The sequence below is a fragment of the Catellatospora sp. NPDC049609 genome, assembly GCF_040675365.1.
Taxonomy (GTDB): Bacteria; Actinomycetota; Actinomycetes; order Mycobacteriales; family Micromonosporaceae; genus Catellatospora.
Genome location: NZ_JBFAOU010000114.1, coordinates 1 through 25,476 on the forward strand (window position 1 = coordinate 1; position 25,476 = coordinate 25,476).

Annotated in this window: 22 protein-coding genes; 13 read left to right on the forward strand and 9 right to left on the reverse strand. The window is 73.5% G+C overall.

The features are described from left to right. Positions 1-125 precede the first annotated feature (125 nt). Entirely contained in the window at positions 126-1,574 is a 1,449-nt protein-coding gene (locus AB0J67_RS26725) for a glycoside hydrolase family 3 protein (protein WP_363486207.1), read from the reverse strand. A 212-nt stretch (positions 1,575-1,786) separates the two neighbouring features. Here AB0J67_RS26725 and AB0J67_RS26730 point away from each other — a divergent pair, with 212 nt between their 5' ends. After that, complete coding sequence (locus AB0J67_RS26730; RefSeq protein WP_363486208.1) at positions 1,787-2,977, forward strand: ROK family transcriptional regulator; 1,191 nt, start codon at positions 1,787-1,789, stop codon at positions 2,975-2,977. A 23-nt stretch (positions 2,978-3,000) separates the two neighbouring features. On the opposite strand, the gene AB0J67_RS26735 is transcribed toward AB0J67_RS26730, so the two are convergent. Both AB0J67_RS26735 and AB0J67_RS26740 read right to left on the reverse strand, forming a co-directional pair. Beyond that, the gene (locus tag AB0J67_RS26735) at positions 3,001-3,969 is read right to left on the reverse strand and encodes an ABC transporter permease subunit (RefSeq protein ID WP_363486209.1); all 969 of its coding nucleotides are present in this window, start codon (positions 3,967-3,969) and stop codon (positions 3,001-3,003) included. Then, the gene (locus AB0J67_RS26740; protein ID WP_363486210.1) at positions 3,966-4,967 is read right to left on the reverse strand and encodes an ATP-binding cassette domain-containing protein; all 1,002 of its coding nucleotides are present in this window, start codon (positions 4,965-4,967) and stop codon (positions 3,966-3,968) included. The genes AB0J67_RS26735 and AB0J67_RS26740 overlap by 4 nt, the downstream gene beginning before the upstream one ends. 172 nt (positions 4,968-5,139) lie before the next feature. On the opposite strand from AB0J67_RS26740, the gene AB0J67_RS26745 reads away from it, so the two are divergent. Further along, positions 5,140-5,949: an ABC transporter ATP-binding protein gene (locus AB0J67_RS26745; protein WP_363486211.1), complete on the forward strand. Its 810-nt coding sequence runs from the start codon at positions 5,140-5,142 to the stop codon at positions 5,947-5,949. A 123-nt stretch (positions 5,950-6,072) separates the two neighbouring features. Further along, positions 6,073-6,450: a YccF domain-containing protein gene (locus AB0J67_RS26750; protein WP_363486212.1), complete on the forward strand. Its 378-nt coding sequence runs from the start codon at positions 6,073-6,075 to the stop codon at positions 6,448-6,450. 1 nt (position 6,451) lies between these two features. On the opposite strand, the gene AB0J67_RS26755 is transcribed toward AB0J67_RS26750, so the two are convergent. After that, a complete protein-coding gene (locus AB0J67_RS26755; protein ID WP_363486213.1) occupies positions 6,452-6,925 on the reverse strand; it encodes a DUF6232 family protein in 474 nt (157 codons plus the stop codon). Between the two features lie 80 nt (positions 6,926-7,005). Between AB0J67_RS26755 and AB0J67_RS26760 the strand changes: the two genes are divergently transcribed. From AB0J67_RS26760 to AB0J67_RS26775, 4 genes are all read left to right on the forward strand, one after another. Then, positions 7,006-7,779, forward strand: coding sequence for an enoyl-CoA hydratase-related protein (locus tag AB0J67_RS26760; RefSeq protein ID WP_363486214.1), 774 nt, complete (start codon positions 7,006-7,008; stop codon positions 7,777-7,779). A 90-nt stretch (positions 7,780-7,869) separates the two neighbouring features. Continuing rightward, on the forward strand, positions 7,870-9,501 hold the full coding sequence (locus AB0J67_RS26765) for an acetolactate synthase (RefSeq protein ID WP_363486215.1): 1,632 nt from the start codon (positions 7,870-7,872) through the stop codon (positions 9,499-9,501). A gap of 203 nt (positions 9,502-9,704) precedes the next feature. Continuing rightward, a complete protein-coding gene (locus AB0J67_RS26770) occupies positions 9,705-10,658 on the forward strand; it encodes an ATP-binding cassette domain-containing protein (protein ID WP_363486216.1) in 954 nt (317 codons plus the stop codon). Between the two features lie 40 nt (positions 10,659-10,698). Then, the gene (locus tag AB0J67_RS26775) at positions 10,699-11,490 is read left to right on the forward strand and encodes an ABC transporter permease (RefSeq protein ID WP_363486217.1); all 792 of its coding nucleotides are present in this window, start codon (positions 10,699-10,701) and stop codon (positions 11,488-11,490) included. A gap of 126 nt (positions 11,491-11,616) precedes the next feature. Here AB0J67_RS26775 and AB0J67_RS26780 read toward each other — a convergent pair whose 3' ends face one another. Beyond that, positions 11,617-14,973, reverse strand: a complete 3,357-nt coding sequence (locus AB0J67_RS26780; protein WP_363486218.1) for a BTAD domain-containing putative transcriptional regulator — start codon at positions 14,971-14,973, stop codon at positions 11,617-11,619. A 77-nt stretch (positions 14,974-15,050) separates the two neighbouring features. Between AB0J67_RS26780 and AB0J67_RS26785 the strand changes: the two genes are divergently transcribed. Next, positions 15,051-15,794 (forward strand): phosphotransferase, encoded by a 744-nt coding sequence (locus tag AB0J67_RS26785; protein ID WP_363486219.1) that lies wholly within the window; start codon positions 15,051-15,053, stop codon positions 15,792-15,794. A gap of 48 nt (positions 15,795-15,842) precedes the next feature. Here AB0J67_RS26785 and AB0J67_RS26790 read toward each other — a convergent pair whose 3' ends face one another. Further along, a complete protein-coding gene (locus AB0J67_RS26790; protein ID WP_363486220.1) occupies positions 15,843-17,906 on the reverse strand; it encodes a hypothetical protein in 2,064 nt (687 codons plus the stop codon). A 236-nt stretch (positions 17,907-18,142) separates the two neighbouring features. Between AB0J67_RS26790 and AB0J67_RS26795 the strand changes: the two genes are divergently transcribed. The 4 genes from AB0J67_RS26795 (at position 18,143) to AB0J67_RS26810 (ending at position 23,350) form a co-directional block, all read left to right on the forward strand. Then, on the forward strand, positions 18,143-19,432 hold the full coding sequence (locus AB0J67_RS26795) for an MFS transporter (protein ID WP_363486221.1): 1,290 nt from the start codon (positions 18,143-18,145) through the stop codon (positions 19,430-19,432). 71 nt (positions 19,433-19,503) lie between these two features. Beyond that, positions 19,504-20,670 (forward strand): alanine racemase, encoded by a 1,167-nt coding sequence (locus AB0J67_RS26800; protein ID WP_363486228.1) that lies wholly within the window; start codon positions 19,504-19,506, stop codon positions 20,668-20,670. Next, the gene (locus tag AB0J67_RS26805; RefSeq protein ID WP_363486222.1) at positions 20,667-21,974 is read left to right on the forward strand and encodes a D-arabinono-1,4-lactone oxidase; all 1,308 of its coding nucleotides are present in this window, start codon (positions 20,667-20,669) and stop codon (positions 21,972-21,974) included. Before AB0J67_RS26800 ends, AB0J67_RS26805 begins: the two co-directional genes overlap by 4 nt. After that, positions 21,971-23,350 carry a GH1 family beta-glucosidase gene (locus tag AB0J67_RS26810; protein WP_363486223.1) on the forward strand — a complete coding sequence of 460 codons (1,380 nt, stop codon included), beginning with the start codon at positions 21,971-21,973 and terminating at the stop codon, positions 23,348-23,350. Before AB0J67_RS26805 ends, AB0J67_RS26810 begins: the two co-directional genes overlap by 4 nt. Here AB0J67_RS26810 and AB0J67_RS26815 read toward each other — a convergent pair. The 3 genes from AB0J67_RS26815 to AB0J67_RS26825 form a co-directional block, all read right to left on the reverse strand. Then, positions 23,347-23,748 carry a PLD nuclease N-terminal domain-containing protein gene (locus AB0J67_RS26815; protein ID WP_363486224.1) on the reverse strand — a complete coding sequence of 134 codons (402 nt, stop codon included), beginning with the start codon at positions 23,746-23,748 and terminating at the stop codon, positions 23,347-23,349. The two genes, AB0J67_RS26810 and AB0J67_RS26815, sit on opposite strands and share 4 nt — an antisense overlap. Positions 23,749-23,765: 17 nt before the next feature. Further along, positions 23,766-24,101 carry a DUF202 domain-containing protein gene (locus AB0J67_RS26820; RefSeq protein ID WP_363486225.1) on the reverse strand — a complete coding sequence of 112 codons (336 nt, stop codon included), beginning with the start codon at positions 24,099-24,101 and terminating at the stop codon, positions 23,766-23,768. Between the two features lie 61 nt (positions 24,102-24,162). Continuing rightward, positions 24,163-24,555, reverse strand: a complete 393-nt coding sequence (locus tag AB0J67_RS26825) for a DUF202 domain-containing protein (RefSeq protein ID WP_363486226.1) — start codon at positions 24,553-24,555, stop codon at positions 24,163-24,165. Between the two features lie 18 nt (positions 24,556-24,573). Here AB0J67_RS26825 and AB0J67_RS26830 point away from each other — a divergent pair, with 18 nt between their 5' ends. Further along, positions 24,574-25,380 carry a GNAT family N-acetyltransferase gene (locus AB0J67_RS26830; RefSeq protein ID WP_363486227.1) on the forward strand — a complete coding sequence of 269 codons (807 nt, stop codon included), beginning with the start codon at positions 24,574-24,576 and terminating at the stop codon, positions 25,378-25,380. The last annotated feature ends 96 nt before the right edge of the window (positions 25,381-25,476 follow it).

Sequence of the window (25,476 nt, forward strand, 5' to 3'; positions counted from 1 at the left end):
GGGGCCCGCGGGCCCCCAGCGCCGCGTCTATCTAGCGTCAAGTTGGGGTCCCCCACCCCCTTTCCGGGCATATCCCTAACAGTTCGCGCAAGATCGCCGCGATCTTGGTGGGCTGGGGCAGCGGGTCAGGAGGCCAGGCCGAGGATCTCGGCGGCGGCGCGGCCGTTGGCGTGGCTCGCGCCGTAGGTGGTGACGAAGGCTTTGACGCCGGTGGGGCGCCAGCCGGCGGGCCAGCCCATCTCGACGACCGCGAGGGGGTGTACGGCGGCGAGCTGCTCAGCCAGCGAGCGGGCGGCCGGGTTGCGGTGGGTGTGCCGCCCGACGAGCACGATCGGGCGGCCGGCCGCGGCGTCGATCAGCGCACCCGCGCTGGTCTCGTCGGCGGCCACGGCCAGCTGCGGGGTGCCGTCCAGGTGCGGGGACAGGCCCCACGGCACGGCGCCCTCGGCGATGGTGTGCCCGGCCCGCAGCTGTACGACGAACGGCCGCTCGAACCCGGTCAGGCTGCCCTCGACGCTGACCGCGCGCCGCGCGGCGTCGTAACCCAGCCGCGGGCTGAGCTCGATGTCCTCGATGCCGTGGGTCCACGCGGCCAGCGCCTCGTTGCGGGCGACCGCCTGCTCCACCCGGGCGACCGGCAGCGTGCCGTCGGCCAGCGCCGCGGCGATCGCCGACGCGGCCTCCTCCACGATCTCCAGCTCGATGTCGGCGCCCAGGCACAGCAGGTCCGCGCCCGCGCCCAGGGCACGCACCGCGGCCGGGCCGATGCCGCCCGCGCTGCGCGAGGCGCCCTTCATCTCCAGCGCGTCGGTGACGACCGTGCCGGTGAAGCCGTACTCGCCGCGCAGCACGTCGACGAGCAGCGTGCTGCTGAAGGTCGCCGGGTCGTCGCCGGTGATCGCGGGCACCCGGATGTGCGCCGTCATGATCGCCTTGGTGCCGGCCGCGATGACGGCCGCGAACGGGGGCAGCTCGCGGTCGCGCAGCAGCTGGGGCGTCACGTCGACGGTCGGCAGCTCCAGGTGGGAGTCGGCGATGGTGGCGCCGTGCCCGGGGAAGTGCTTGGCGCAGGCGGCCACCCCGGCCTGCTGCAGGCCGACCACGGCCGCGGCGGCGTGCGCGGCGACCCGGACCGGGTCGGCGCCGAACGAGCGGGTGCCGATGACCGGGTTGTCGGTGGCGGTGTTGACGTCCACGGTGGGGGCGAGGTTCAGGTTGACGCCGACGTCGGCCAGCTCGCGGCCGATCGCGTGGTACACCCGCCGGGTCAGGTCGAGGTCGCCGATCGCGCCCAGGGCCGCGTTGCCCGGGTACGGGCTGCCCGTGCGGTGGGCCAGCCGGGTGACGTCGCCGCCCTCCTCGTCGATGGCGATGATCGCGTCACGCCGGGCGGCCCGCAGCTGCCCGGTGAGCGCGGCGACCTGGTCGGCGTCGGCGATGTTGAACCCGAACAGCGTGTAGCCCGCCAGGCCCTCGCCGAGCAGGTCGGCGGCCCAGCTCGGCGCGGTGTGGCCGGGGAAGGCGGCCAGCAGCGTACGCAGGGCCAGCTTGCGTAGACCGGGGTCAGTGGTCACGGTGTCCTCCGCTTCGACGCCGACCGGCGCCGACATGGTGATGGGCCCTTCGGCCAGTGTGTCGGGTCTTGCCATCCATAGTGGTTTTGCGCGTCTAGGCCGTAGGCTACGGCCGTACTGGTTAAGGAAGACAATCTAATAAGAAACTTTACTAAAAGCCAGCGCGTGCCGGAACCCGGTGGTGCCGGCGTCTAGCTCTAGGATGACGCACCATGGCCGCAGTTTCCCAGCCCGGCACCCCCCGGTTGCTCCGCGCGCTCAACGACCGCGCCGCCCTCGAGCTGCTGCTCGCCCGGGGTCCGCTGACCCGTTCCCAGCTCGGGGAGCTGACCGGCCTGTCCAAGGTCACCGCCTCCCAGCTGGTCGAGCGTCTCGAGGAGCGCGGCCTGGTGCGCCGGGTCGGCGAGCAGGCGGGCGGCCGCGGGCCGAACGCGCAGCTCTACAACGTCGCACCGAACAGCGCGTACGTGGTGGGCGTGGAGGTCGGCGCCGAGCACGTCATCGCCGCCTGCGCCGACATCACCGGCGCCGTGGTGGGCCGGGTCGAGGTGTCCACCCAGCCCGACCTCAACGGCGGCGGCGACGACCCGGTGCGCGTGGTGCACAACGCGGTGGTCCAGGCCGTCGAGCAGGCCGGCGCCGACCTGGGCGACGTGCGCCGCATCGTGCTGGGCACGCCCGGTCTGGTCGACCCGAACACCGGCGACATCGTCTTCGCCTTCAACCTGCCGCGCTGGCAGCGGGGCCTGGCCGCGGCGCTGCGCGACGACCTGCACACCACCATCCTGTTCGAGAACGACGTGAACCTCGCCGCGGTGGCCGAGGCGCACGCGGGCGCCGCCCGCGAGGTCGGCGACTTCCTGCTGGTCTGGATCGGGCAGGGCGTCGGTCTGGCGGTCATGCTCGGCGGCCGCCTGCACCGCGGCACCTCCGGCGCGGCCGGTGAGATCGGCTACCTGCCGGTGCCCGGCGCGGACATCCCGCGCGAGGTCAGCCGGCGTGGCAAGGGCGCGTTCCAGCAGGTCGCCGGGGCCGACGCGGTCCGCAGCGTGGCCCGCGACCACGGCTTCCGCGCGGCGAGCGCCGCCGAGGCGGTCAAGGCCGCCATCACCGCCGGCACCAAGGGCGGCCCGGTGCTCGACGAGATCGCCCGGCGGCTCGCGCTGGGCGTGGCCGCGTCCTGCATCGTGCTCGACCCGCCGCTGGTGGTGCTGGCCGGCGAGGTCGGCGCGGCGGGCGGCACGCCGCTGGCCGAGCGGGTGCAGCACGAGGTCGCCGCGATCAGCCCGGTCGCGCCGCGCGTCGTCGTCACCGGCGTCGCCGACGAGCCGGTGCTCCAGGGCGCCCTGCTCACCGGCCTCGACGCGGTCCGCGACGAGGTCTTCGGCTCCACCGTCGACTGACCCCCGTCCCGGCTGCGGGGCGGTCAGGCCAGGTCGCGGCGGCGGAAGTTGGCGAAGGCCGCGGTGATCAGGGCGGCGGTGAGCGCGGTGACGACGATGCCGCCGGTCACCTGCGTGATCACCAGGTCGCCCGAGCCGTCGTAGCCCTGCCAGTACCGCAGGTCGCCGTTGACGAACGCGGCCAGGTAGCTGGACAGGAAGTAGGGGTCGTACGGCAGCGCCCCGACGATCTCGAAGACGATGCGCGCGCCCGCCTCCCAGATCAGGAAGTACCCGACCACGATGCCGAGCGCCGCGGCGGTGTGCCGGGCCAGCGTGGCCAGCGCGAACGCGCAGCCCGCCGCGGCGATGGACATCGCGACGCCGCGTACGCACATGGTGATCAGATCGCTCCAGAACGCGGGCGGTGCTTCACCGACCCAGCCCGCGCCGACCGCGATCAGGTAGAACGTGCCCACGTAGAGCACCGTGAACGCGGCGGCGAACGCGGTGACGCAGGTCAGCACCGCGGCGAGCTTGGCGCCGAGCACCGCCGAGCGTTGCGGCCGCCACAGCAGCAGGTTGGTGATGCCGCCGCTGCCCATCTCGGCGCCGACGAACGACGCGGCCAGCACGAATCCGAAGAAGCTGAGGTACACGACGAGGAAGACGGCCAGGCCGCGGATCTCGTGGGTGAAGACGAAGACGCCCCAGAGGAAGTCCTCCGCCTCGATCTCGTTCGGGTCGCGGGTGCGGCAGTCCTCCGGAAACGCCTGGGCCTCGGCCTCCCCGCTGTCCTTCGCCCGCTCGCAGTTCGCCTGCCACTGCAGCAGGCTGGAGCGCTGCGAGGTGGCGGCGGACTCGGCGTCGGCCCAGGTCTGCGCGGTGGGCTTCTGGGAGCTGGCCAGCACGGTGGCGACCGTGATCCCGAAGACGGCGACCATGCCGATCAGCATGATGTGGCTGAACCGGCGGGCCAGCAGGCGGCTCAGCTCGGCGCGGAACAGGTTCACACCGCCTCCTTCACATCCAGGTCGATGACGCCGCCGTCGGAGGCGACGCGGTGGGCGGGCACGCCGATCTGCGGCGGGTCGACCGGGGACGGCCTGGTGCCGGTCAGATCCAGGAACACGCTCTCCAGGTCGGGCGTGAGCGGGGTGAGCTCGGTGAGCCACAGGCCGTCGCGGCCCAGCGTCTCGCTGATCGCCGCGGGCCCGGCCAGGCCACCGACGACCAGCGCCTCCTCGGCGACGCGCACCGTCGCGCCGGCGGCCCGCAGCAGGGCGGCGGCGCGTGCCGGCTCCGCCACCCGGACCAGGTGCTCGCCGGTGTCGTGCCCGGCCAGCACCACGGACACCGGCCCGTGCGTGACCCGGCGGCCCCGGTCGATGATGGTCACCGAGTCGCAGACCTGCTCGATCTCCGACAGCAGGTGGCTGGAGAGCAGCACGGTCACCCCGCCGGCGGCGAGGTCGCCGATGAGCGTGCGCATGGCGTGGATGCCGGACGGGTCCAGCCCGTTGGCCGGCTCGTCGAGGATGAGCAGCTCCGGGTGCTTGAGCAGGGCGGACGCCACCGCCAGGCGCTGGCGCATGCCCAGCGAGTACGCCTTGACCGGCTCGTCGGCGCGGTCGCGCAGGCCGACCGTGGTCAGCACCTCGTCGACCCGGGCGGCCGGGATGCCGCCCGCGGTGGCCAGCAGGCGCAGCGTTTTGCGGCCCGTGAACGGGCTGAAGAACGCCGGGCTCTCCACGATCGCGCCGACCCGGTGCGCCACCTCGGCGAACCGGGTGCTCGGGACGCCCAGGATCGACATCTCGCCCGCGTCGGCCCGCAGCAGGCCCAGCAGCGTACGCAGCGTGGTGGTCTTGCCCGAGCCGTTGGGCCCGAGGAACCCGTGCACCTGGCCGCGCTCCACCACCATGTCGAACCCGTCGAGCGCGGTGTGCTCCTCGCGCCGCAGGCCGCGGAACGTCTTGTGCAGCCCGCTGATCTCGATCGCCGTGGTCACAGCGCCTCCCCATCGGTCTGTGTCCGCACAACCTATGCGATGACGCGCCGGGTGTGGGGGCGGCCGCCCGGCCGCACTGTGATCTGGCTGGCAGGTCGCCCCCGAGCGGCGGCGGCCGTGATTGGATATCGGCGTGTCAGGACTGCACCGTGTCGCCCATACCGTCCACGAGGTGAACTCCGCCGTCGCTCCCGACGACCCGGACCTGGTCGTCGCCGCCGAAGGTGTCAACGTCGTACGCGACGGCAAGCACCTGCTGCGCGACATCTCCTGGCGGGTGGAGCTGGACGAGCGCTGGGTGGTGCTCGGGCCCAACGGCGCCGGCAAGACCACCCTGCTGCACCTGGCGGCGGGCCGGGCGCACCCCACCAGCGGCACCGTGTTCGTGCTGGGCGAGCGCATCGGCCGGGTCGACATGCAGGAGCTGCGCACCCGGATCGGCCTGTCCACGGCGGCGCTGGCCGAGCGCGTGCCCGCCGACGAGCTGGTCCGCGACGTGGTGGTCACCGCGTCCTGGTCGGTGGTGGGCCGGTTCCGGGAGAGCTACGACGCGATGGACGAGGCGCGCGCCAAGGAGCTGCTGGAGGAGTGGGGCATGGCCGGGCTGGCCGAGCGCCGCTACGGCACCCTGTCCGAGGGCGAGCGCAAGCGCACCCAGATCGCCCGCGCGCTGATGACCGACCCCGAGCTGCTGCTGCTGGACGAGCCCGCGGCCGGGCTCGACCTGGGCGGCCGGGAGGACCTGGTGGCCCGCCTGTCCGAGCTCGCGGCCGACCCGGACGCGCCCGCGCTGGTGCTGGTCACCCACCACGTCGAGGAGATCCCGCCGAGCTTCACGCACGCGCTGCTGCTGCGCGAGGGCGGCATCGTCGCGGCGGGCCCGATCCCGCAGACGGTCACCTCGGAGAACCTGTCGGCCACCTTCGGCCTGCCGCTCGAGGTGACCTCGACCGAGGGCCGCTTCACCGCCCGCGCCCGCTGACCGTCCGGTCGAAGCTCCGTTCCCGCTGGTCCGACCGCTGAGCGGAGCTTCGATCAGGCACCGCCGGGGCGCGGTCGCGCCGATCGCGTGCCGGGGTTGCCTCGACCGGTCACGATCGTAGGTATGCGCACGCTCCTGAACATCCTGTGGTTCATCTTCGGCAGCGGCTTCCTGCTGGCCCTGGCGTACGGCCTGGCCGGGATCATCTGCTTCGTCCTGGTGGTGACGATCCCGTTCGGCGTCGCCTCGTTCCGGCTGGCGCGCTACGCGCTGTGGCCGTTCGGGTACACGATCGTGGAGAAGCCGAGCGCGGGCCTCGCCTCGACGCTGGCGAACGTGATCTGGCTGATCGTCGCGGGCTGGTGGCTGGCGCTGCTGCACATCACCGCCGGCATCGCGCTGTGCATCACCCTGATCGGCATCCCGTTCGGCATCGCCAACTTCAAGCTGGTGCCGGCGGCGCTGTGGCCGCTCGGCCGCGAGATCGTCGAGACGGCCTGAGTCACTGCTGCTCCATGGCCCGCTGGATCGAGCGGTAGATCCGGCCGAAGCGCGACTCGTCGGCGACGCGCAGCAGGAGCAGCTCGCGGCCGCGCCATACCGCCCAGATCTCGTGCATGGCGATGCCCTGGTCGTAGCTGTGGTCGAGCCGGTGCAGGGTCCACTCCAGCGCCGGCCCGGCCAGGCCCACCAGCAGCACCACGACCGCCAGCGGCACCAGCACCCTGCCCGCCGCGCCGGGGTCGCCGACCGCGCCCGCGATCAGGTAGACCACGCCGAGCAGGGCGAGCACCGCGCCGACCACGACTCCGGCGTTCAGCGCGCCGCGGCCGGCGAGCCGGCGCACCGCCCGCGGATCGGCCGTGATCTCGCGGTGCCAGACGTACTCCAGATCCTCGAGGCGGAAGACCCGGTCGTGGATGTGGATCGCGGTGGAGGTCACCTCCACGGCGGGATCGCGGTAATAGACGATCATCGCAGCCTCCGGCCCTCACCGTAGGCGATGGACGCAAGGCACATAAGCTCCTCATATCGGCACTCGATGAGGAGGCAGTGGTGGGCGAGTTCGTCAACGTGGAAGTCGACGGCGGCATCGGCACGATCCGGTTGGAACGGCCGCCCATGAACGCGCTCAACGTGCAGGTCCAGGAGGAGCTGCGGGCCGCCGCCCAGGCGGTCACCGCCGACGGCCGCATCGCCGCCGTCGTCGTCTACGGCGGACCCAAGGTCTTCGCGGCGGGCGCCGACATCAAGGAGATGGCGGAGATGTCGTACGTGGACATGGCCGCCCGCGCCGGTGCGCTGAGCAGCGCCTTCGACGCCATCGCGCGCATCCCCAAGCCCGTCGTCGCCGCGATCACCGGGTACGCCCTCGGCGGCGGCTGCGAGCTGGCGCTGGCCTGCGACTGGCGGGTCGTCGCGGAGGACGCGAAGCTGGGCCAGCCCGAGATCAAGCTGGGCGTCATCCCCGGCGCGGGCGGCACGCAGCGCCTGGCGCGGCTGGTCGGCCCGGCCAAGGCCAAGGACATCATCTTCTCCGGCCGGATGGTCGACGCCGCCGAGGCGCTGGCGATCGGGCTGGCCGACCGGGTGTGCGCCGCCGACATGGTGTACGACCAGGCCAAGGCGCTGGTCGCGGAGTACGTGAACGGCCCGGCGCAGGCCCTGCGCGCGGCCAAGCAGGCGATCGACGGCGGCCTCGACCGCGACCTGGCGTCCGGGCTGGCCTGGGAGTCGCAGCTGTTCGCGGCGCTGTTCGCCACCGAGGACCGGCGCGAGGGCATGACCGCGTTCGTGGAGCGCCGCAAGCCCAAGTTCATCGGCCGCTGACGCCGGCAGGCTCGCCGGGCGGGTTTTGTGAGTCCTCTTCATCTTTTCCGGCGTGCTGGGTAGGCTCCCCGCACACGAAGGGACATGGGCATGGCTGAGGCATCGGACAACGTCGTCGCCGGGCACGGCGGTCAGCTCGCGCTGGCCGCGCTGCGCGCCGCGGGCGTACGCGAGCTGTTCACCCTCTCGGGTGGACACGTCTTCCCGCTCTACGACGCGGCGCACCAGGAAGGCTTCCCGCTCTACGACGTGCGGCACGAGCAGACCGCCGTGTTCGCCGCCGAGGCGGTGGCCAAGCTGCAGCGGCGGCCGGGCGTCGCGGTGCTCACCGCCGGCCCCGGCGTAACCAACGGCGTCTCCGGCCTGACCAGCGCCTTCTTCAACGCGGCGCCGGTGTTGGTGCTGGGCGGGCGGGCCCCGCAGTTCCGCTGGGGCTCGGGGTCGCTGCAGGAGATCGACCACCTGCCCATCGTCGCCCCGGTGACCAAGCACGCCGCGACGGTCGGCGCGACCGACGACATCGCCGCGGCGGTGACCACCGCGCTGGAGCACGCGCTGGCCCCGCACCGCGGACCGTCCTTCCTGGACCTGCCGCTGGAGGTCATCTTCAGCACCGGCGAGGGCAAGGCCGTCGCCCCCGCCGTGCCGGTGCTCGCCCCCGACCCGGACGAGGTCGAGCGGGCCGCGCGCCTCATCGCCGGCGCCGCCCGCCCCGTCATCATCGCCGGCTCCGACGTGTACGGCGGCGACGCCACCGACGCGCTGCGGGCCGCCGCCGAGGCGCTGACCGTCCCCGTCTTCGCCAACGGCATGGGCCGCGGCTCGCTGCCGCCGAGCCACCCGCTGGCCTTCGCCAAGGCCCGCCGCAAGGCCCTGGACGCCGCCGACGTGGTGGTCGTGGTGGGCACCCCGCTGGACTTCCGCCTCGGCTTCGGCGACTTCGGCGCCGCCCAGGTGGTGCACGTCGTCGACGCGCCGAGCCAGCGCGCCGCGCATGTGAGCGTCGCCGTCTCGCCCGCCGGCGACCTGCGCGCCATCCTGACCGGCTTCGCCGACTACACCGGCGACCGCACCGACCACGCCGACTGGGTCGCCACGCTGCGCCAGGCCGAGCAGGCCCAGGCCGCCAAGCACGAGCTGGAGATGCAGGCCGACACCGAGCTGATCAAGCCGGCCCGCGTGTACGGCGAGCTGCGCAAGATCCTCGCGCCCGACGCGGTCACCATCGGCGACGGCGGCGACTTCGTCTCGTACGCCGGCCGCTACCTGGAGCCCTCGGTCCCCGGCAGCTGGCTCGACCCCGGCCCCTACGGCTGCCTGGGCACCGGCATGGGCTACGCCATGGGCGCCCGCGTCACCTACCCCGACCGCCAGATCTGCGTCCTCATGGGCGACGGCGCGGCAGGCTTCTCCCTCATGGACGTCGAGTCCCTGGCCCGCCAGCACCTGCCCGTCGTCATGGTCGTCGGCAACAACGGCATCTGGGGCCTCGAAAAGCACCCCATGCGCGCCATGTACGGCTACGACGTGGCCGCCGACCTTCAACCCGAACTCCGCTACGACGACGTCGTCAAGGCCCTCGGCGGCGGCGGCGAGACCGTCACCAGGGCCGCCGACCTCCCCGCCGCCCTCACCCGCGCCTTCTCGGCAGGCGTCCCCTACCTCGTCAACGTCATCACCGACCCCGCCGACGCCTACCCCCGCTCCGCCAACCTCGCCTGACCCGAACCGCACCGCACCTCGCCACCCCAAGATCGCGTTGATCTTGCGTGAACCGTGGGGATGACACGCCTTAACCGGGCATATCCCTAACACTTCGCGCAAGATCGACGCGATCTTGGAGCGGGTGGGGTGGGGCGGGGCGTGTCAGCGGTGTGTCAGTCGGGGTCAGGGGGGTATCAGGGCGGCTCGGCAGGGTGTCGGGCATGACGAATGCCATCACCGCCGAGGGGCTGGTCAAGAGGTTCGGTGGGACCACTGCCCTGAACGGCGTGGATCTCGCGGTGCGCGCCGGCGCCGTGCTGGGGGTGCTCGGCCCGAACGGAGCCGGCAAGACGACCACCGTACGCATCCTCGCCACCCTGCTGCGTCCCGACGCCGGCCAGGCCCGGGTCGCCGGGTTCGACGTGGTGCGCGACGCGCACCGGGTCCGCTCCGCGATCGGCCTGACCGGCCAGTACGCCTCGGTCGACGAGACCCTCACCGGCACCGAGAACCTCCTGCTCATCGGCCGCCTGCTCGGCATGTCCCGCCGCGACGCCAAGGCCCGCGCGGCCGAGCTGCTGGGCCGCTTCCGCCTCGACGAGGCCGCCGGCCGCGCCGCCAAGACCTACTCCGGTGGTATGCGCCGGCGCCTGGACCTGGCCGCGAGCCTGGTCGGCCGCCCGCGCGTGCTGTACCTCGACGAGCCCACCACCGGGCTGGACCCGCGGGCCCGCAACGAGATGTGGGACATCGTGCGCGACCTGGTCGCCGACGGGGTGACCGTGCTGCTGACCACGCAGTATCTGGAGGAGGCGGACCAGCTCGCGGACGAGATCGTGGTGATCGACCACGGCCGGGTCATCGCGGGCGGGACACCCGCCGAGCTGAAGGCGCGTACCGGCGCGCAGACCCTGGTCGTGCGCCCGGCCCGCCGCGACGACCTCGAGATCGTGCGGGCGGTGCTCGCCGACCTGGCGCCCGCCGCCCCGGAGCTGTCCGAGCACGAGGTCGTCGCGCAGGTGACCGATCCCGCCGTGCTGCCCGCCGTGGTGCGCCGCCTCGACGACGCCGAGGTCGTCGTCGCCGAGCTGGCGCTGCGCGGCTCCACCCTGGACGAGGTGTTCCTCGCCCTCACCGGCCACCGTGCCGAGATCACCGAGGAGGTCGCCGTATGAGCGAGCAGATCACCAGCACCGGGCGTGGCGGGGTGACGGCATGACGACGCTGCACCCCACGGCACGGGTGAGCCCGCTGGCCGGGCTGCGCCACACGATGACCCTGGCCTGGCGCAGCCTGGTGCAGGTCAAGCACAACCCGTTCGAGATCCTGGACCTCAGCATCCAGCCGATCATGTTCCTGCTGCTGTTCACGTACGTCTTCGGCGGGGCGATCTCCGGCGACACCGGCGACTACCTGCAGTTCGCGCTGCCCGGCGTCATCGTGCAGAACACGATCTTCGCCACGATGAACATCGGCGTGATGCTCAACAGCGACCTGACCAAGGGCGTCTTCGACCGGCTGCGCGCGCTGCCGATCGCGCGCTGGGCGCCGCTGGCCGGCCGGATCGTCGCCGACACCGTCAAGCAGGCCTGGTCGGTGGCGCTGCTGCTGGTCCTGGGCCTGGTGATGGGCTTCCAGGTGGGTACGGGCGTGGCCGGGGTGCTCGGCGCGTTCGGCCTGATGCTGGCGTTCTGCCTGGGCATCGCGTGGCTCGCGGTGCTGGTCGGGGTGAGCGTGAGCGAGCCGGACAAGGTGCAGATCTTCAGTTTCGCGGTGATGTTCCCGCTGACCTTCACCAGCAACGTGTTCGCCCCGACCGAGACCATGCCCGGCTGGCTGCAGGTGTGGGTGAAGGCGAACCCGGTGACGGTGCTCGCCGACGCCGTACGCGGCCTGCTGACCGGCCCGGTGCAGTCCGGCCCGGTGCTGGCCTCACTGGCCTGGGCGGTCGGTTTGATGCTGGTCTTCGCCCCGCTCGCGGTCTGGCGCTTCAAGAAGCGCGTCTGACAGCGAGCCGGGGACCGGGACCGCTGGGCATGATCGGTGTTCCGTGTCAGAAAGTGCGGTCTGACCGCAGATCGTGGCACGAAACAGCGATCATGCCCCAGCGGCCACGATCGCGGCCGCGGCGGGTCAGGGGGTGCCGGCGGCGAGGGCGCGGACGCCGCGCAGGTCGGTGGCCTGGCCGAGGCGGTATGCGGCCGAGAAGGCCTCGTCGCCGAGCGCGGACCGGGCCGCCTGCTCGACCACCGGCAGGTCGATCAGGGAGCGGTCCACCGCCCCGTTCACCGCGGCCGCCGCGCCGAGCAGCCGGGCGGCCAGTGCCGGGTCCTGCTCGCGCAGGGCGAGGTCGGCCCGGCCCACCAGCACGTGGCCGACGATGGGGGAGTCCACCGCGGACAGCGCGTGCTCCAGCGCCTGGGTGTGGTGGTCGCGGGCCGCGGCCAGGTCGCCGCGCTCGCCCGCGAGCAGGCCGTGCTCGGTGGCGAGCACGGCCCGGAACTGCGGCGCCACGGTGACCCCCCGGATCAGCTCCGCGGCCCGGTCCGCGCGGCGCAGCGCCCGGTCCAGATCGCCGTCGAGCCGGTGCAGGTTGCTCCAGGCGTACTCGATGCCGGCCAGGGCCACCGGCACGCCGTGCGAGGTGGCCAGCCGCTGCGCCTCGGCGAGCACGGGCACCGCCTCGTCACGCCGGCCGTCCATCCACAGCGCATGGAACAGCCGCATGTGCAGCTGGATCATGTCCTCGGTGGCGCCGAGGGTGCGCAGCAGCTCGATCGCCTCCCGCGCGGACGCCGCCGCGCGGGCGTACTCGCCGCGCTGGTTGTCCAGGGTGGACAGCGCCTCCAGGACCAGCGCCATGCCCCAGCCGTCGCCGAGGCTCCGGTAGCCGTCCAGGGCGGCGAGGAAGTCCACCACCGCCTCGGCGTGCGACTGGCCCAGGTTCAGCGCGGCGTGGGCGTGGAAGGCGCGCGCGGTGGCCGCCACCCACGGGTCCGGGTGCGTGAACAGCGCCGCGAACCCGGGCAGCGTGCCGTCGGCGCCGTACGCGCCGGCCAGGTCGATCGCGTGCATCAGCCGGCTCACCGGCGCGACGATCGCCAGCAGCGGATGCGCGTCCGGGTCGTGGGCGGCCAGCGCCACCGCCCGGTCGTACAACGCCCCGACCTGCTCCCGCTCGCCGCCCGCGTCGCCGAGGTTGAGCGCGCCCGTCGCGCACGCCACCGCGACCGTGGCCTCCGGCAGGACCGCGGTCGGCACGGCGGGCAGGTCCAGCGACTCGGCGGTGAGCTGGCCGCCCTCGGCGCGGTACCCGGACAGCCACCAGTACCAGCCCAGCGCGGCGCAGAAGCGCACCGCCGTCACCGTGTCCCGGGCGTGCACGGCCCGGCGCAGCGCCGCCAGCAGGTTGTCGTGGTCGGCGCCGAGCCGCCGCCGCCAGACCAGCTGCCCGGCGCGGCGCAGGTGCGGCTCGGCCGTCTCGGCCAGCGCCAGGAAGTACGCGCTGTGCGCGCGCACCGCGGCGCCGTGCTCGGCGGCCTCGTCGAGCCGGGTCACGCCGTACTCCCGGATGGTCTCCAGCATCCCGTAGCGGTCGCCGGACAGGCGCAGGATCGACTTGTCGGCCAGCGCACCGAGCAGGTCCAGCACGTCCTCGGCGGGCACGTCCGCCCCGGCGCAGACCGCCTCGGCGGCCTCGACCGTCGCGCCGCCCGCGAACACCGACAGCCGCCGCCACACCGCCCGCTCGGCGGGGGTGAGCAGGTCCCAGCTCCAGTCGACCACGGCCCGCAGCGTCTGGTGCCGGGGCAGCGCCGTGCGGCTGCCGCCGGTGAGCAGGCGGAACCGGTCGCCCAGCCGGTCGGCGAGCAGCTCCGGCGGGAGCGTACGCAACCTCGCGGCGGCCAGCTCGATCGCCAGCGGCACCCCGTCCAGCGCCCGGCACAGCCGCACCATCGCGGGCGCGTTGGCGTCGTCCAGCGCGAACCCGGGCCGCCCGGCCGCAGCGCGTTCGGTGAGCAGCCGCATCCCCGCGTACCCGGCGGCCTCCCGCGCGTCGGCGTCCGCGGGCGGCACGGCCAGCGGCGCGACCGGCAGCAGCGCCTCACCCGTCAGCCCGAGCGGCTCGCGGCTGGTGGCCAGCACGCGCAGCCGGGGGCAGGCCGCGAGCAGCGCCCCCGCCAGGTGCGCGACGGCGTCGATCAGGTGCTCGCAGTTGTCCAGGACGATCAGGACGGCCCGGTGCGCCAGAGCCTGGGCCAGCCGCGCGGTCGCGTCCAGCGGCGCCCGCCCGGCCTGCCCGCGCCCGCCCGGCGGCAGCAGCTGCTCGCGCAGGCCCACCGCGAGCGCGACGGCGTACGGCACCTCGTCCGGCTCGGTCACCGGGGCCAGCTCGACCAGCGCCACGCCGTCGGGCAGCCGGGCGGCGCGGGCGGCCTCGATCGCCAGGCGCGTCTTGCCGGTGCCGCCGGGCCCGGTCAGCGTGACCAGCCGGTGCGCGCCGACCGCCGCGAGCACGTCGGCGAGCTCGCCCTCCCGCCCGATGAACGAGGTCAGCGGCTCAGGGATCGCCGGCAGCCCGGCCGGTCCGCCGAGAGGCGCCACACCACCGGCAGCCGCGCCTGCGGAGCCTGTACCCCCGAGAGTCGCCGCGCCTGCGGAGCCTGCGCCACTGGGAGCCGCCACGCCTGCGGAACCTGCGCCGGCGGTCGCCGCGCCGTTGGCAGCCGCGCCTGCGGGACCCGCGCCACCGGAAGCGGTCGCGGTTGCGGACTTCGCCCGGTCGCCGGGCGCCGAGGGGGCGGCGGGGGAGTCTCGCAACAAGGTCAGGTGCAGCGCGTTCAGTTCGGGCGACGGGTCGGTGCCGAGGGTGTCGGCGAGCCGGCGGCGGTAGCGGCCGTACGCGGCCAGCGCCTCCGGAGTGCGGCCGCGCGCGTGCAGCGAGCGCATCAGCAGGCGGACCGGCCGCTCGCGCAGCGGGTACGCGGCGGCCAGCTCCTCGGCGTCCTCGACGCAGACCTCGCCCCGGTCGAGCGCGGCCTCGGCCGCCTCCTCCCGGGCGCTCGCGTGCAGCTCCTCCAGCCGGGCCGTCACCGCGCGCGCGAAGTCGGCGTCGGCGACGTCGGCCAGCACCGGTCCCCGCCACAGCGCGAGCGCCTCCTCGGGCGCGCCTGCGCTCAGCAGCCGCTCGAAGTGGTGCAGGTCCACCGCATCCGGCGGCAGGGCCAGCCGGTATCCGGCCGGGTGCGGCTCGACGGCCAGCCCCGGCACCGCCCGGCGCAGCCGCGACACCAGCGCCTGCAGCGCGTTGGCGGCGTTGGCGGGCGGCTCGTCGACCCACACCGCGTCGACCAGCGAGGAGTGCGTGACCACCCGTCCGGGCTCCAGCGCCAGCCGGATCAGCAGCGTACGCAGCCGCATGCCGGGCACGTCGACGGCAGTCCCATCGTCGCCGCGTACCTCGAGCGGCCCCAGCAGCGCGATCCTCACCGTCCGATTCTGCCTGGCCGCCGTCCGGCCCGGCGGGCGGGAACACGGTCGGCGCGCGTCGCCGCGACAATGAGCGGATGGGTGAGGGCACGGCGCTTCCCGGGGGCGCGGTCAGCGGGGTGGTGCGGGTCGGTGACACGGTCCGCCGGGTGCCGACGGCCAACACGGCGTACGTGCGCGAGCTGCTCGGTCTGCTGGCCGACCGGGGATGGCCTGGCGCACCCCGCTGGCGGGGCGTCGACGAGCGGGGACGCGAGATGCTCGACTTCGTCGAGGGCCACGTCGCCTGGGAACCGGGCCGACCGGCCGCGCTGCGCACCGAGCAGTGCCTGGCCGCGGTGGCCCGGCTGGTGCGCGAGCTGCACGATCTCACCGCCGGCACCAGGCTGGCGGGCGACCAGGAGGTCGTCTGCCACAACGACCTCGCGCCGAGGAACACCGTCTACCGCGACGGCGGAGCCGGACTGCGACCGGTCGCCTTCATCGACTGGGACGCCGCCGCGCCGGGCGCTCGCATCCACGACGTCGCGCATGTGTGCTGGCAGTATCTCGACCTCGGTCCGACGGTCGAGGACGTGACCGAGGCCGCGCGGCTGATCGGCGTGATCGCGGCGGCGTACGGCCTGGCCGACCGGTCCCGGCTGGTGCCCGCCGTGCTGTGGTGGCAGGACCGGTGCCGCCGCGGCATCGAGGCGGCGGCCGAAGGCGGCGATCCGGCGATGATCCGCCTCTGTGCACGAGGCGTGCCGGACCAGATCCGCGCCGACCACGCATGGACGCGACGCCACGCCGCCGTCCTGTCCGGACAGGACGGGATCTAGAAGAGCCGTCGCCGCATCGACGACGGCTCTTCCAGATCCCATCGGGTGTTATGCGGTGGCCGGTTCCGGCTCCGCGGGCGGAGCGGGGTCGGCCGTTGCAGGGGTGGGACGGGGCGCGGCGACGACGGCGCCGAGGGCCCACGGAATCCACACGATCTCCATCAGCACCCGCAGCAGGGCGGGGGAGACCGGCAGCCACGGGATCATCAGCAGGCCGTGGTCGATCGCACCGAGCAGCGCGAACACCGCCACGATCAGCGTCATCACGCCGAACTTCCGGGCGCGGGTGCCGCGCAGCGCCAGGCCCAGCAGCGCGAAGCCCGCGCCGTAGAGGGCGAGCCCGATCGGGTGCAGCACGCTGCCCATCTCGACGGTGCCGAAGACGCCCACGGTGAGGCCGCCGACGGCCAGCAGCAGGCCGGGCAGCGCCCGCTTCGAGCCGCGCAGGCGGCGGTAGTACAGGCCGATCGCGAGCAGACCGAGCACGACCGCGCCGCCGACCGCCCACTTGACCTCGATGCGCTCGATCCCGTGCGCGGCGTACGCGCCGTACCAGTCGCAGTCGGACGGCAGGTGCTGGGCGCCGCCGTTGAAGCCCGCGCAGGCGTACATCTTCAGCGTCCCGGCGGGTTCGCCCAGGTAGCGGTGGGTGCCCAGGCCGGGCAGGTCGTTCTCGCCGCAGGCGGGCAGGGTGCGGATGTTGGTGCCGGACATGTCGGTCCAGCAGTTGCCGACGCCCTGGCCGTCCCACCAGAAGTTCAGGCCGTTCGGCTTGGCCTCGCCCTTCTCGCTGACGCCCATGACGTTGTCGAGGTAGCGGTTGTGGTGCGAGGTGTCGAACTGCTGGGCGAACTCGGTGTCGTTGCGCACGAAGCCGGGCACGTAGCTGGTCACGAAGCCGGCGTACCGGTTGTCGTAGATGTGGTTGTCGCGCCAGATGTTGTAGTTGCCGCCGGGGTTGACCACACCGGCGCCGACCGGCAGGCCGACCGCCGGGCACACCACGCCCTGCTCGTACCCGCGTTGCTCGAACGGTTTCTTGCAGGTCCCGTCGACGATGTACTGGTAGTAGTCCACGTTGTTGTTCGCGATGATGTTGCGCTCGAACTTCGAGTGGTTCTGCGGCATGCCGGGGTGGTCGGGGAAGGCGCTGTCGGTGGCGATGCCCGCGGTGTTCTCGGTGAACACGCTGTCGTGCACCCACACCGAGTCGCCCGCGGTGCCGGAGTAGCCCAGCGTGTTGTGGTGGCCGTAGCAGCGCTGGATCTCCACGGCGTAGCGCGGCACGTCGTGCCCGCGGTCCTTGTTGATGTTCGACGCGGCGCCGGGGTAGATGGCGGAGTCGCCGTTGCCGTAGCCCTCGCAGTCGGTGTAGAGCCCGTGGTCGACGGCGAAGGTGAGGAAGGCGTACTCGTCGTTCCAGCGGCCGACGGTCCGGTCGAGGACGAAGCCGTCGGTCTCCATCACGTAGAAGGCGTTGAACTGGGCCCGCTGCGCGGACATGTTGCGGAAGTACACGCCGTCGGCGTTGTCGGCCCGGATCGCGTTGAGCTTCTTGTACTGCGCGTCGACCAGCACGTCGAGCGGGCCCGCGCCGGTGCCTTCGAGCTGCAGGCTCTTCTTGCCCAGGATGGCCACCAGGTTGGCCAGGTGCGGGCAGGCGAGCTGCTGGTCCCAGGTGAGCACGGGGTAGCCGTAGATCTTGCCGCGCACCGCGCCGTTCTCCATGGCCGCGCATTCGGGGCTGGGCGGGGCGAGGCTGGGCTCCTCCAGGTACACCCCCGGCAGGATCTTGATGATGGTGCCCGGCAGGTGCGCGGCGTCGACCGCCTGCTGGATGTGCCGGTAGCCGTCCTGCTGGCACTGCTGCCACAGCTGCTCGTTGGCGGCCTTGAGTTCGGCCGGGAAGCCCGCGACGCGGGTGGCGAAGTCGGCCTGGTCGCTCTTGCAGACCAGCAGCGTGGGGCCGGCCGTGCGGTAGACCGGGACGCTGCCGGTGCCGTCGAGCTCTCGGGTGGGTCGCTCCTCGTGGGCCGATGCCGCGGTCGCCGGTCCGAGCACCGCGATCACCGCCACGGCGACGATGCCGAGCAAGCGGGAGTATGCCTTCATGGCGGCGGAGCCTAGAGAAGGTTTCACATTCACGCCAGACCCGCGCCGGGTGACCCCAAGATCATCCGACTTGCCTGGCAAACGGGTGAATCATGGCGACGTATCCGCCCATGTGCCAGGCAAATCGGGTGATCAACGGACGGGTGTCATCTGTCCGGAGGACGTGTCTGGTGCGAATGTGAAAAGTTCTCTAAAGTCTGCGCGTCGGGACTCACCACGCGCTGAGGGGCACCCCCATGACCGAACCGGCCACGCTCGCCGCGACCGACCCCGCGACGCCCGCGCCCACCCCCTTCGCCGAGCCGGTCAAGCCGATCGGCGGCCGCTGGATCAGCCTGTTCGCGCTGGCCTGGCTGGGTGTGTGGATGGCGCAGCTGACCCCGGTGCAGCTGCTGCTGCCGATCCAGGTCGAGGCGCAGCTCAAGGCGGCGGACTGGGTCGACAACGTGGTCGCCTTCGGCGTGGTGTCCGGCATCGCGGGCGCGTTCGCGCTCATCGCGTACCCCCTGACCGGCGCGCTGTCCGACCGCACCGCCTCCCGGCTGGGCCGCCGCCGCCCGTGGATCCTCGGCGGCGCGCTGCTGTTCGCGGCCTCGCTGGTGGTGCTCGGCGCGCAGACCGGGATCGTCGGGATCGGCGTGTGGTGGACGCTCACCCTGATCGGGTTCTGCGTGCTCACCGCGGCGCTCACCGCCACCATCTCCGACCAGGTCCCGGTGGGCCAGCGCGGTTACGTCTCCGGCTGGATCTCCGCCCCGCAGGCGGTCGGCACCATCCTCGGCATCGTGCTGGTCACCGCGCTGGCGCTGAGCCAGTTCATCGGGTACGCCCTGATGGCGGCGCTGCTGGTAGTGCTGGTGCTGCCGTTCCTGCTCGGCGTGCCCGACGAGGTGCTGCCCAAGGCGCAGCGGCCCCCGTTCAGCCTGCGCGCGCTCGCCGCCGGTTTCTGGATCAGCCCGCGCCGCTTCCCCGACTTCGGCTGGACGCTGCTCAGCCGGATCCTGGTCAACGTCGGCAACGCGCTGGGCACGACCCTGCTGCTGTACTTCCTGATGTACCAGGTGAAGGTGCCCAACGCCGAGGACACGCTGCTCGTCCTGACCCTGATCTACATGCTGTTCGTGGTGCTGGCGGCGCTGTTCCTGGGCCGGCTGTCCGACCGCCTCGGCCGCCGCAAGGTGTTCGTGCTGGTGTCGTCGGCGCTGCAGGGCACCGCCGCGCTGCTGCTGGCGTTCTGGCCGAACCTGACCGTGGCCACGGTCGGCGCGGGCCTGCTGGGCCTGGGCTACGGCTGCTTCCTGTCGGTGGACCAGGCGCTGGCCACGCAGGTGCTGCCCGACCCGGCCGCGCGCGGCAAGGACCTGGGCATCATGAACATCGCCACCGCCGTGCCGCAGGCGCTGGCGCCGCTGCTGGGGGCGTACATCGTCGCGCAGTGGGGCGGGTTCGGCACGCTCTACCTCGCCGCAGGCATCACCTCGGTGGTCGGTGCGCTCGTTGTGCTGCCGGTGAAGGGGGTGCGCTGATGGATCTGAAGCTGCATGAGCAGGGGGCGGGCGCCCGGCCCTGGGCGGACCCGGCGGCGTACTGGCCGGCCATGGACGCGGCCACCGCCGCGCTGGACCCGGTGTTCGGCGTGCTGAACCTGGCCGCCCTGTCGCACAACGCGCACGACATGGCCCGGCGGGCAAACGGCGTGCCGATCCGCGTCGCCAGCAAGTCGGTGCGGGTGCGGGCGGTGCTGGACGCGGTGCTGGCGCTGCCGGGCTACCACGGGGTGCTGGCGTACACGCTGGCCGAGGCGCTGTGGCTGGCCGAGACGATCGACGACGTCGTGGTCGGCTACCCGAGCGCCGACCGGGGCGCGATCGCGCGGCTGGCCGCCTCGCCCGAACTGGCCGGGCGCGTCACCATCATGATCGATTCGGTGGACCACCTGGACCTGGTGGACTCGGTGGTCGCGCCGGCGGCGCGCGAGCCGATCCGGGTCGCCATCGAGCTGGACTCGTCGTTCCGGTCCCGGCTGCTCGGGCACGTCGGCGTGTGGCGCTCCCCGGTGCACCGGGCCGAGCAGGCTCGCGCGCTGGCCGAGGCCGTCGTCGGCCGCCGCGGCTTCCGGCTGGTCGGGATGATGGGGTACGAGGCGCAGATCGCGGGACTGGGCAACGCCCCTCAGGGCAGCCCGGTGCGCGGCGCGCTGGTGCGCGCGATCCAGCGCTCCTCCATGGCCGAGCTGCGCGAGCGCCGCGCGGCGGCCGTCGCGGCGGTGTCGGAGCTGGCGCCGCTGGAGTTCGTCAACGGCGGGGGCACCGGCAGCCTGGAGGCGACCGGCGCGGACGGCTCGGTCACCGAGGTCGCGGCCGGGTCGGGCCTGTTCGGCCCGCACCTGTTCGACAACTACGCCCACTTCACCCCGGCGCCCGCGGCGGCGTTCGCGCTGCCGGTGGTGCGCCGCCCCGCCCCGGACCGGGTGACCCTGCTCGGCGGCGGCTGGATCGCCTCCGGCCCGCCCGGCGCCGACCGCCAGCCCCGGGTCGTGTGGCCCGAAGGGCTGCGTATGGTGCCCCGGGAGATGGCCGGCGAGGTGCAGACGCCGGTCGTCGGCAAGGCCGCGGCCGGGCTGCGCCTGGGCGACCGGGTGTGGCTGCGGCACACGAAGGCGGGCGAGCTGTCCGAGCACCTGGACGAGCTGCACGTGATCGACGGAGATGCGGTGGCGGGTGCGGTGGCCACGTATCGCGGCGAAGGAAAGGTTTTTCTGTGAGCAGCGCGGTGTGGCGGAACTGGAGTCGGATCGAGAGCGTGACCCCGGTGCGGGTCGCGTATCCGGCGAGCCCGGACGAGGTGGTGCAGGCGATCGCCGCCGCGCGCGCCGACGGGCTGCGGGTCAAGCCGATCGGCGCCGGGCACAGCTTCACCGGCATCGCCGTGGCCCCCGGCGTGCAGCTCGACCTGCGTAACCTGCAGGGTGTGCTGGCCGTGGACGCCCAGCGGCAGCGGGTGAAGCTCGCCGCGGGCACCCACCTCTACCGGCTGCCCGAGCTGCTCGGGCCGTACGGGCTGGCGCTGCAGAACATGGGCGACATCGACGCGCAGACCATCGCGGGCGCGACGTCGACCGGCACGCACGGCACCGGGCACGCGTTCGGCGGCCTGGCCACGCAGATCGTCGCGCTGACCCTGGCCACCGCCGACGGCCGGATCCTGGAGATCTCCGAGAACAGCAACCCGGAGCTGCTCGACGCGGCCCGGCTGGGGCTGGGCGCGCTGGGTGTGCTGCTCGACATCACGGTGCAGTGCGTGCCCGCGTACAAGCTGCGGGCGGTGGAGAAGCCGGAGCCGCTGGACGAGGTGCTGGCGCAGTGGGAGCAGCGGGCGCTGTCGGCCGACCACTTCGAGTTCTACTGGTTCCCGCACACCAGGACCGCGCTGACCAAGACGAACACCCGGCTGCCGATGGACGCGCCGAGCGCGCCGCTGGGCGGCTTCCAGCGCTGGGTGGACGACGACCTGATGTCCAACACGGTCTTCAACGGGGTCTGCCACCTCGGCCGCGTGGTGCCGGCGCTGACGCCGCCGATCAACCGGCTGGCCCAGCGGCTCACCAACAACCGCGAGTTCACCGACGTCTCCACCTCGGTCTTCACCACCAAGCGCGAGGTCCGCTTCCGGGAGATGGAGTACGCGCTGCCCCGCGAGGAGGTGCCGGACGTGCTGCGGGCGCTGGACCGCCTGATCGAGCAGAACGGCTGGCGCATCTCGTTCCCGGTCGAGGTGCGGGTGGCCGCGCCGGACGACATCTGGCTGTCCACGGCGCACGGGCGCGACAGCGGGTACATCGCGATCCACCGGTTCTTCAAGGAGGACCCGCACACCTACTTCCGCCTGGCCGAGCAGATCTTCCGGGCGCACGGCGGCCGGCCGCACTGGGGCAAGATGCACTACCAGGACGCGAGCACGCTGGCCGGGTCGTACCCGCGCTTCGGCGACTTCCTGGCGGTGCGCGACAAGCTCGACCCGGAGCGGGTGTTCGCCAACGACTACCTGGACCGGGTGCTCGGCTCGTGAGGCTGCCGAGGGACTTCCAGCTCGGGGTGGCCACGGCGGCGTACCAGATCGAGGGCGCGGTGGCCGAGGGCGGCCGCGGGGTGTCGGTGTGGGACACCTTCTGCGCCACGCCCGGCAAGGTGCTGGGCGGCGACACCGGCGGGGTCGCCTGCGACCACTACCACCGCTACGAGCAGGACCTTGATCTGGTACGCGAGCTCGGCGCGGACGCGTACCGCTTCTCGATCGCGTGGCCGCGCATCCAGCCGACCGGCTCCGGACCGGCCAACCCGGGCGGTCTGGCCTTCTACGACCGGCTCGTGGACGGCCTGCTGGCGCGCGGGATCGAGCCGGTGGCGACCCTGTTCCACTGGGACACCCCGCAGCCGCTGGAGGACGCGGGCGGCTGGCTGAACCGCGACACGGCGGAGCGCTTCGCCGAGTACGCCGCCCTGGTGGCGGCGCGGCTCGGCGACCGGGTCGGCAAGTGGATCACGATCAACGAGCCGCACTCGGTGACGCTGGCCGGCTACGCCACCGGCGCGCACGCACCGGGCCGGGCGCTGCTGTTCGACGCCCTGCCCGCCGCGCACCACCAGCTGCTCGGGCACGGCCTCGCGGTCCGCGCGCTGCGCGCCGCCGGCGTGGCCGGGCAGCTCGGCATCACCAACGTGCACACCCCCGTGGTGCCCGCCTCGGACCAGCCGGAGGACCAGCTCGCGGCGGCGCTGTACGACCTCATCGCGAACCGGATGTTCGAGGACCCGGTGCTGCTCGGCCGCTATCCCGAGGCGCCGGAGCCGTTCGGGGACATGTTCGGCGTGCTGGCGGAGCTGCCCGCCGACGATCTGGCGGTCATCTCCTCGCCGCTGGACTTCTACGGGGTCAACTACTACTACCCGAGCCGGGTGAGCATGGCCGACCCGGACGCGGCCACCGACCACACGCCCGAGGGCGACTTCGCGCGGGTCGGCGAGCTGCCGTTCGCGTTCGCCGAGATCGAGGGCGCGCCGCGGACCGGATTCGGGTGGCCGGTCAGCCCGGCCGGGCTCGGCGACACCCTCGACGAGCTGTCCGCCCGCTACGGCGACCGGCTGCCGCCGCTCTACATCACCGAGGGCGGCGCCAGCTTCCCGGACGAGGTCGCCGCGGACGGCACCGTGCCGGACCCGCGCCGGGTGGACTACCTGCGCGAGCACCTGGCCGTGGCGCTGGAGCGCCGCGCGGCCGGGCTCGACCTGCGCGGTTACTACGTGTGGAGCCTGCTCGACAACTTCGAGTGGGCGGCGGGCTACAGCCAGCGCTTCGGGCTGGTGCACGTGGACTACCCGACGCAGCGGCGTACGCCCAAGGCGTCCTTCCACTGGCTCGCGGGGCTGCTGCGGCAGCGGGACTAGTCCTCGGGCTTGTCCTGCTTGCGCAGCTCCTCCTCGCGGCGGCGCAGGTCCATCTCCCACTTGCTGAGCAGCTCGCGGTCGGCGTCCTTGCTGTCCTTGGCCTCCTTGGCGAGCTTGCGCAGGAACTCCGGGTCGTCGTCGGGCGCGAGCGCCCGGCCGGGACGCTGCGCCTCCGGGAAGCCGCTGCCCTGCTTCCACACGGGCCGGCGCGGCCCGCTCCGGTGGCTGAGGACGAACCACGCGATCGCGCCGATCGGCGAGAACAGCAGGATGATCAGCACCCATGCCCAGCGCGGCAGCGAGCGCAGCCGGTCCTCCTCCGCGGACAGGCAGCTGACCAGCGCCGCCACGGTGAGGATGATGTCGACGATGAAGAAAACCAACCCGAGTCGAGCCACGGCGTAGACACTAGACCTCAGGCGAGGATGAGCAGTACCCCCAACAGCGCGGTGCCGAGGCACGAGACGGCCACCGCGACGAGCAGCCGGGCGACCCCGACCGGGCGCGGGCTGGCCATGGCCCTGATCCGCCGGTGCGCCAGCGCCAGCAGCGCCAGCCAGCACAGCATGCCCAGGGCCAGCCCGACCGCCCCGGCCGGGTCCAGCCCGCGCTCGAACGCCAGCCGGAACAGCAGCAGCGCGCAGGCCGTCGCCGCCAGCACCGTGCGCCGCCACGCCAGCCGCGTCCGCTCCGGCTGCGCCCCGGGATCTGCCGCCCCGTTCACCGGCCGGGTGCCCGCCGTCGGCGCCACCGGCCGGGTCCGCCGCCGTAATGGCCGCCGCCTGCGGTCCGCCGGCACGCTGCGGCGCGCTTCACCGGGAGCGCCACCAGTCGACGAGCACCTCGGCCAGCAGGGCGAGCGAGCCGAGACCGACCACCACGGCGAGCACCGCCGGGAAGCGGGAGGGCGGCAGCGGGCGGCCGGTGCGCATGGCCATCTCGCAGCGGATCCAGTGGTCGACCGCGCGCAGCGCGCACCCCGCGCCGAGCAGGATCAGGGCGACGCCCAGGACCTTCGTCAGGTGCGGCAGCGCCATCGGCGGCAGGAACTGGGCCACCACCAGCCCACCGCCGATCATGGCCAGGCCGGTGCGGATCCACGCCAGGAAGGTGCGCTCGTTGGCCAGGGAGAAGCGGTAGTCGGGCGTGGTGCCCACCTCGCGCACCTCACGCGGATCAAACCAGTTGCGCACTCTACCCAGCACCTTTCTAGTATCGGGGCGATGACTCCTGAACTTGATCCGGTTGCCCTGCTCCGCGCGTACGACGAGCAGCTACGATCCGAGACCCCCGACCCGCTGCCCGAGGGGACGACCGTCGACCACGACGGCCCCGTGATCCGCATCAGCGGGCTCGACCGGGGCGGGTTCGTCACCTACCGCGACGTCTCCCACCTGCCCGGCCCCGAGCTGGACGCGCTCATCGCCCGCCAGCGCGACTTCTACGCCGCCCGCGGCCAGGAGGTCGAGTGGAAGCTGCGCGGCCACGACCTGCCCGCCGACCTGCCCGACCGCCTGGTCGCGGCGGGCTTCGTGCCGGAGGAGCTGGAGGCGGTGGTCATCGGCCTGGCCGAGCCGCTGGCGAAGCCGCCGGTGCTGCCGGACGGGGTGACGCTGCGGGAGGTCACCGAGCGCGCCGACCTGGAGCGGATCGCGGCGATGGAGGAGGCGGTCTGGCACGCCGACCGCAGCCACCTGGTGTACGGCCTGGCGCGGGAGATCGCCGCCGACCCCGAGGGGATCACCATCGTGGTGGCCGAGGCCGGCGACCTCGTGGTCAGCGCCGGCTGGGTGCGGTACGAGAAGGGCACCGAGTTCGCCGGGCTGTGGGGCGGCTCGACGCTGGAGCAGTGGCGGGGCAAGGGGATCTACAAGGCGCTGGTGGCGCACCGGGCGATCCGCGCGGTCGCGCGCGGCAAGCGGTACCTGCAGGTGGACGCGTCGCCGGACAGCCGCCCGATCCTGGAGCGGCTCGGCATGGTCGTGGTCACCACGACGACGCCGTACATCTGGTCGCCACCGGCCGCCTGACCAGCGTTCCGTGCGCCCGGCCGGCGCGGGCCGACCTGCACACCTTCGTCAAGAAGCTGCCGGTGCTCGACGCCGCCGAGTCCTGGGTGTTCAGCG

What these genes read in the sequence shown, in the direction of transcription:
- AB0J67_RS26730 (WP_363486208.1), top strand. Translation starts at nt 1,787, where the DNA reads ATGGCCGCAGTTTCCCAGCCCGGCACCCCCCGGTTGCTCCGCGCGCTC.
- AB0J67_RS26750 (WP_363486212.1), top strand. Translation starts at nt 6,073, where the DNA reads ATGCGCACGCTCCTGAACATCCTGTGGTTCATCTTCGGCAGCGGCTTC.
- AB0J67_RS26755 (WP_363486213.1), bottom strand. Translation starts at nt 6,925, where the DNA reads ATGATCGTCTATTACCGCGATCCCGCCGTGGAGGTGACCTCCACCGCG.
- AB0J67_RS26765 (WP_363486215.1), top strand. Translation starts at nt 7,870, where the DNA reads ATGGCTGAGGCATCGGACAACGTCGTCGCCGGGCACGGCGGTCAGCTC.
- AB0J67_RS26770 (WP_363486216.1), top strand. Translation starts at nt 9,705, where the DNA reads ATGACGAATGCCATCACCGCCGAGGGGCTGGTCAAGAGGTTCGGTGGG.
- AB0J67_RS26775 (WP_363486217.1), top strand. Translation starts at nt 10,699, where the DNA reads ATGACGACGCTGCACCCCACGGCACGGGTGAGCCCGCTGGCCGGGCTG.
- AB0J67_RS26785 (WP_363486219.1), top strand. Translation starts at nt 15,051, where the DNA reads ATGGGTGAGGGCACGGCGCTTCCCGGGGGCGCGGTCAGCGGGGTGGTG.
- AB0J67_RS26790 (WP_363486220.1), bottom strand. Translation starts at nt 17,906, where the DNA reads ATGAAGGCATACTCCCGCTTGCTCGGCATCGTCGCCGTGGCGGTGATC.
- AB0J67_RS26795 (WP_363486221.1), top strand. Translation starts at nt 18,143, where the DNA reads ATGACCGAACCGGCCACGCTCGCCGCGACCGACCCCGCGACGCCCGCG.
- AB0J67_RS26800 (WP_363486228.1), top strand. Translation starts at nt 19,504, where the DNA reads ATGGACGCGGCCACCGCCGCGCTGGACCCGGTGTTCGGCGTGCTGAAC.
- AB0J67_RS26830 (WP_363486227.1), top strand. Translation starts at nt 24,574, where the DNA reads ATGACTCCTGAACTTGATCCGGTTGCCCTGCTCCGCGCGTACGACGAG.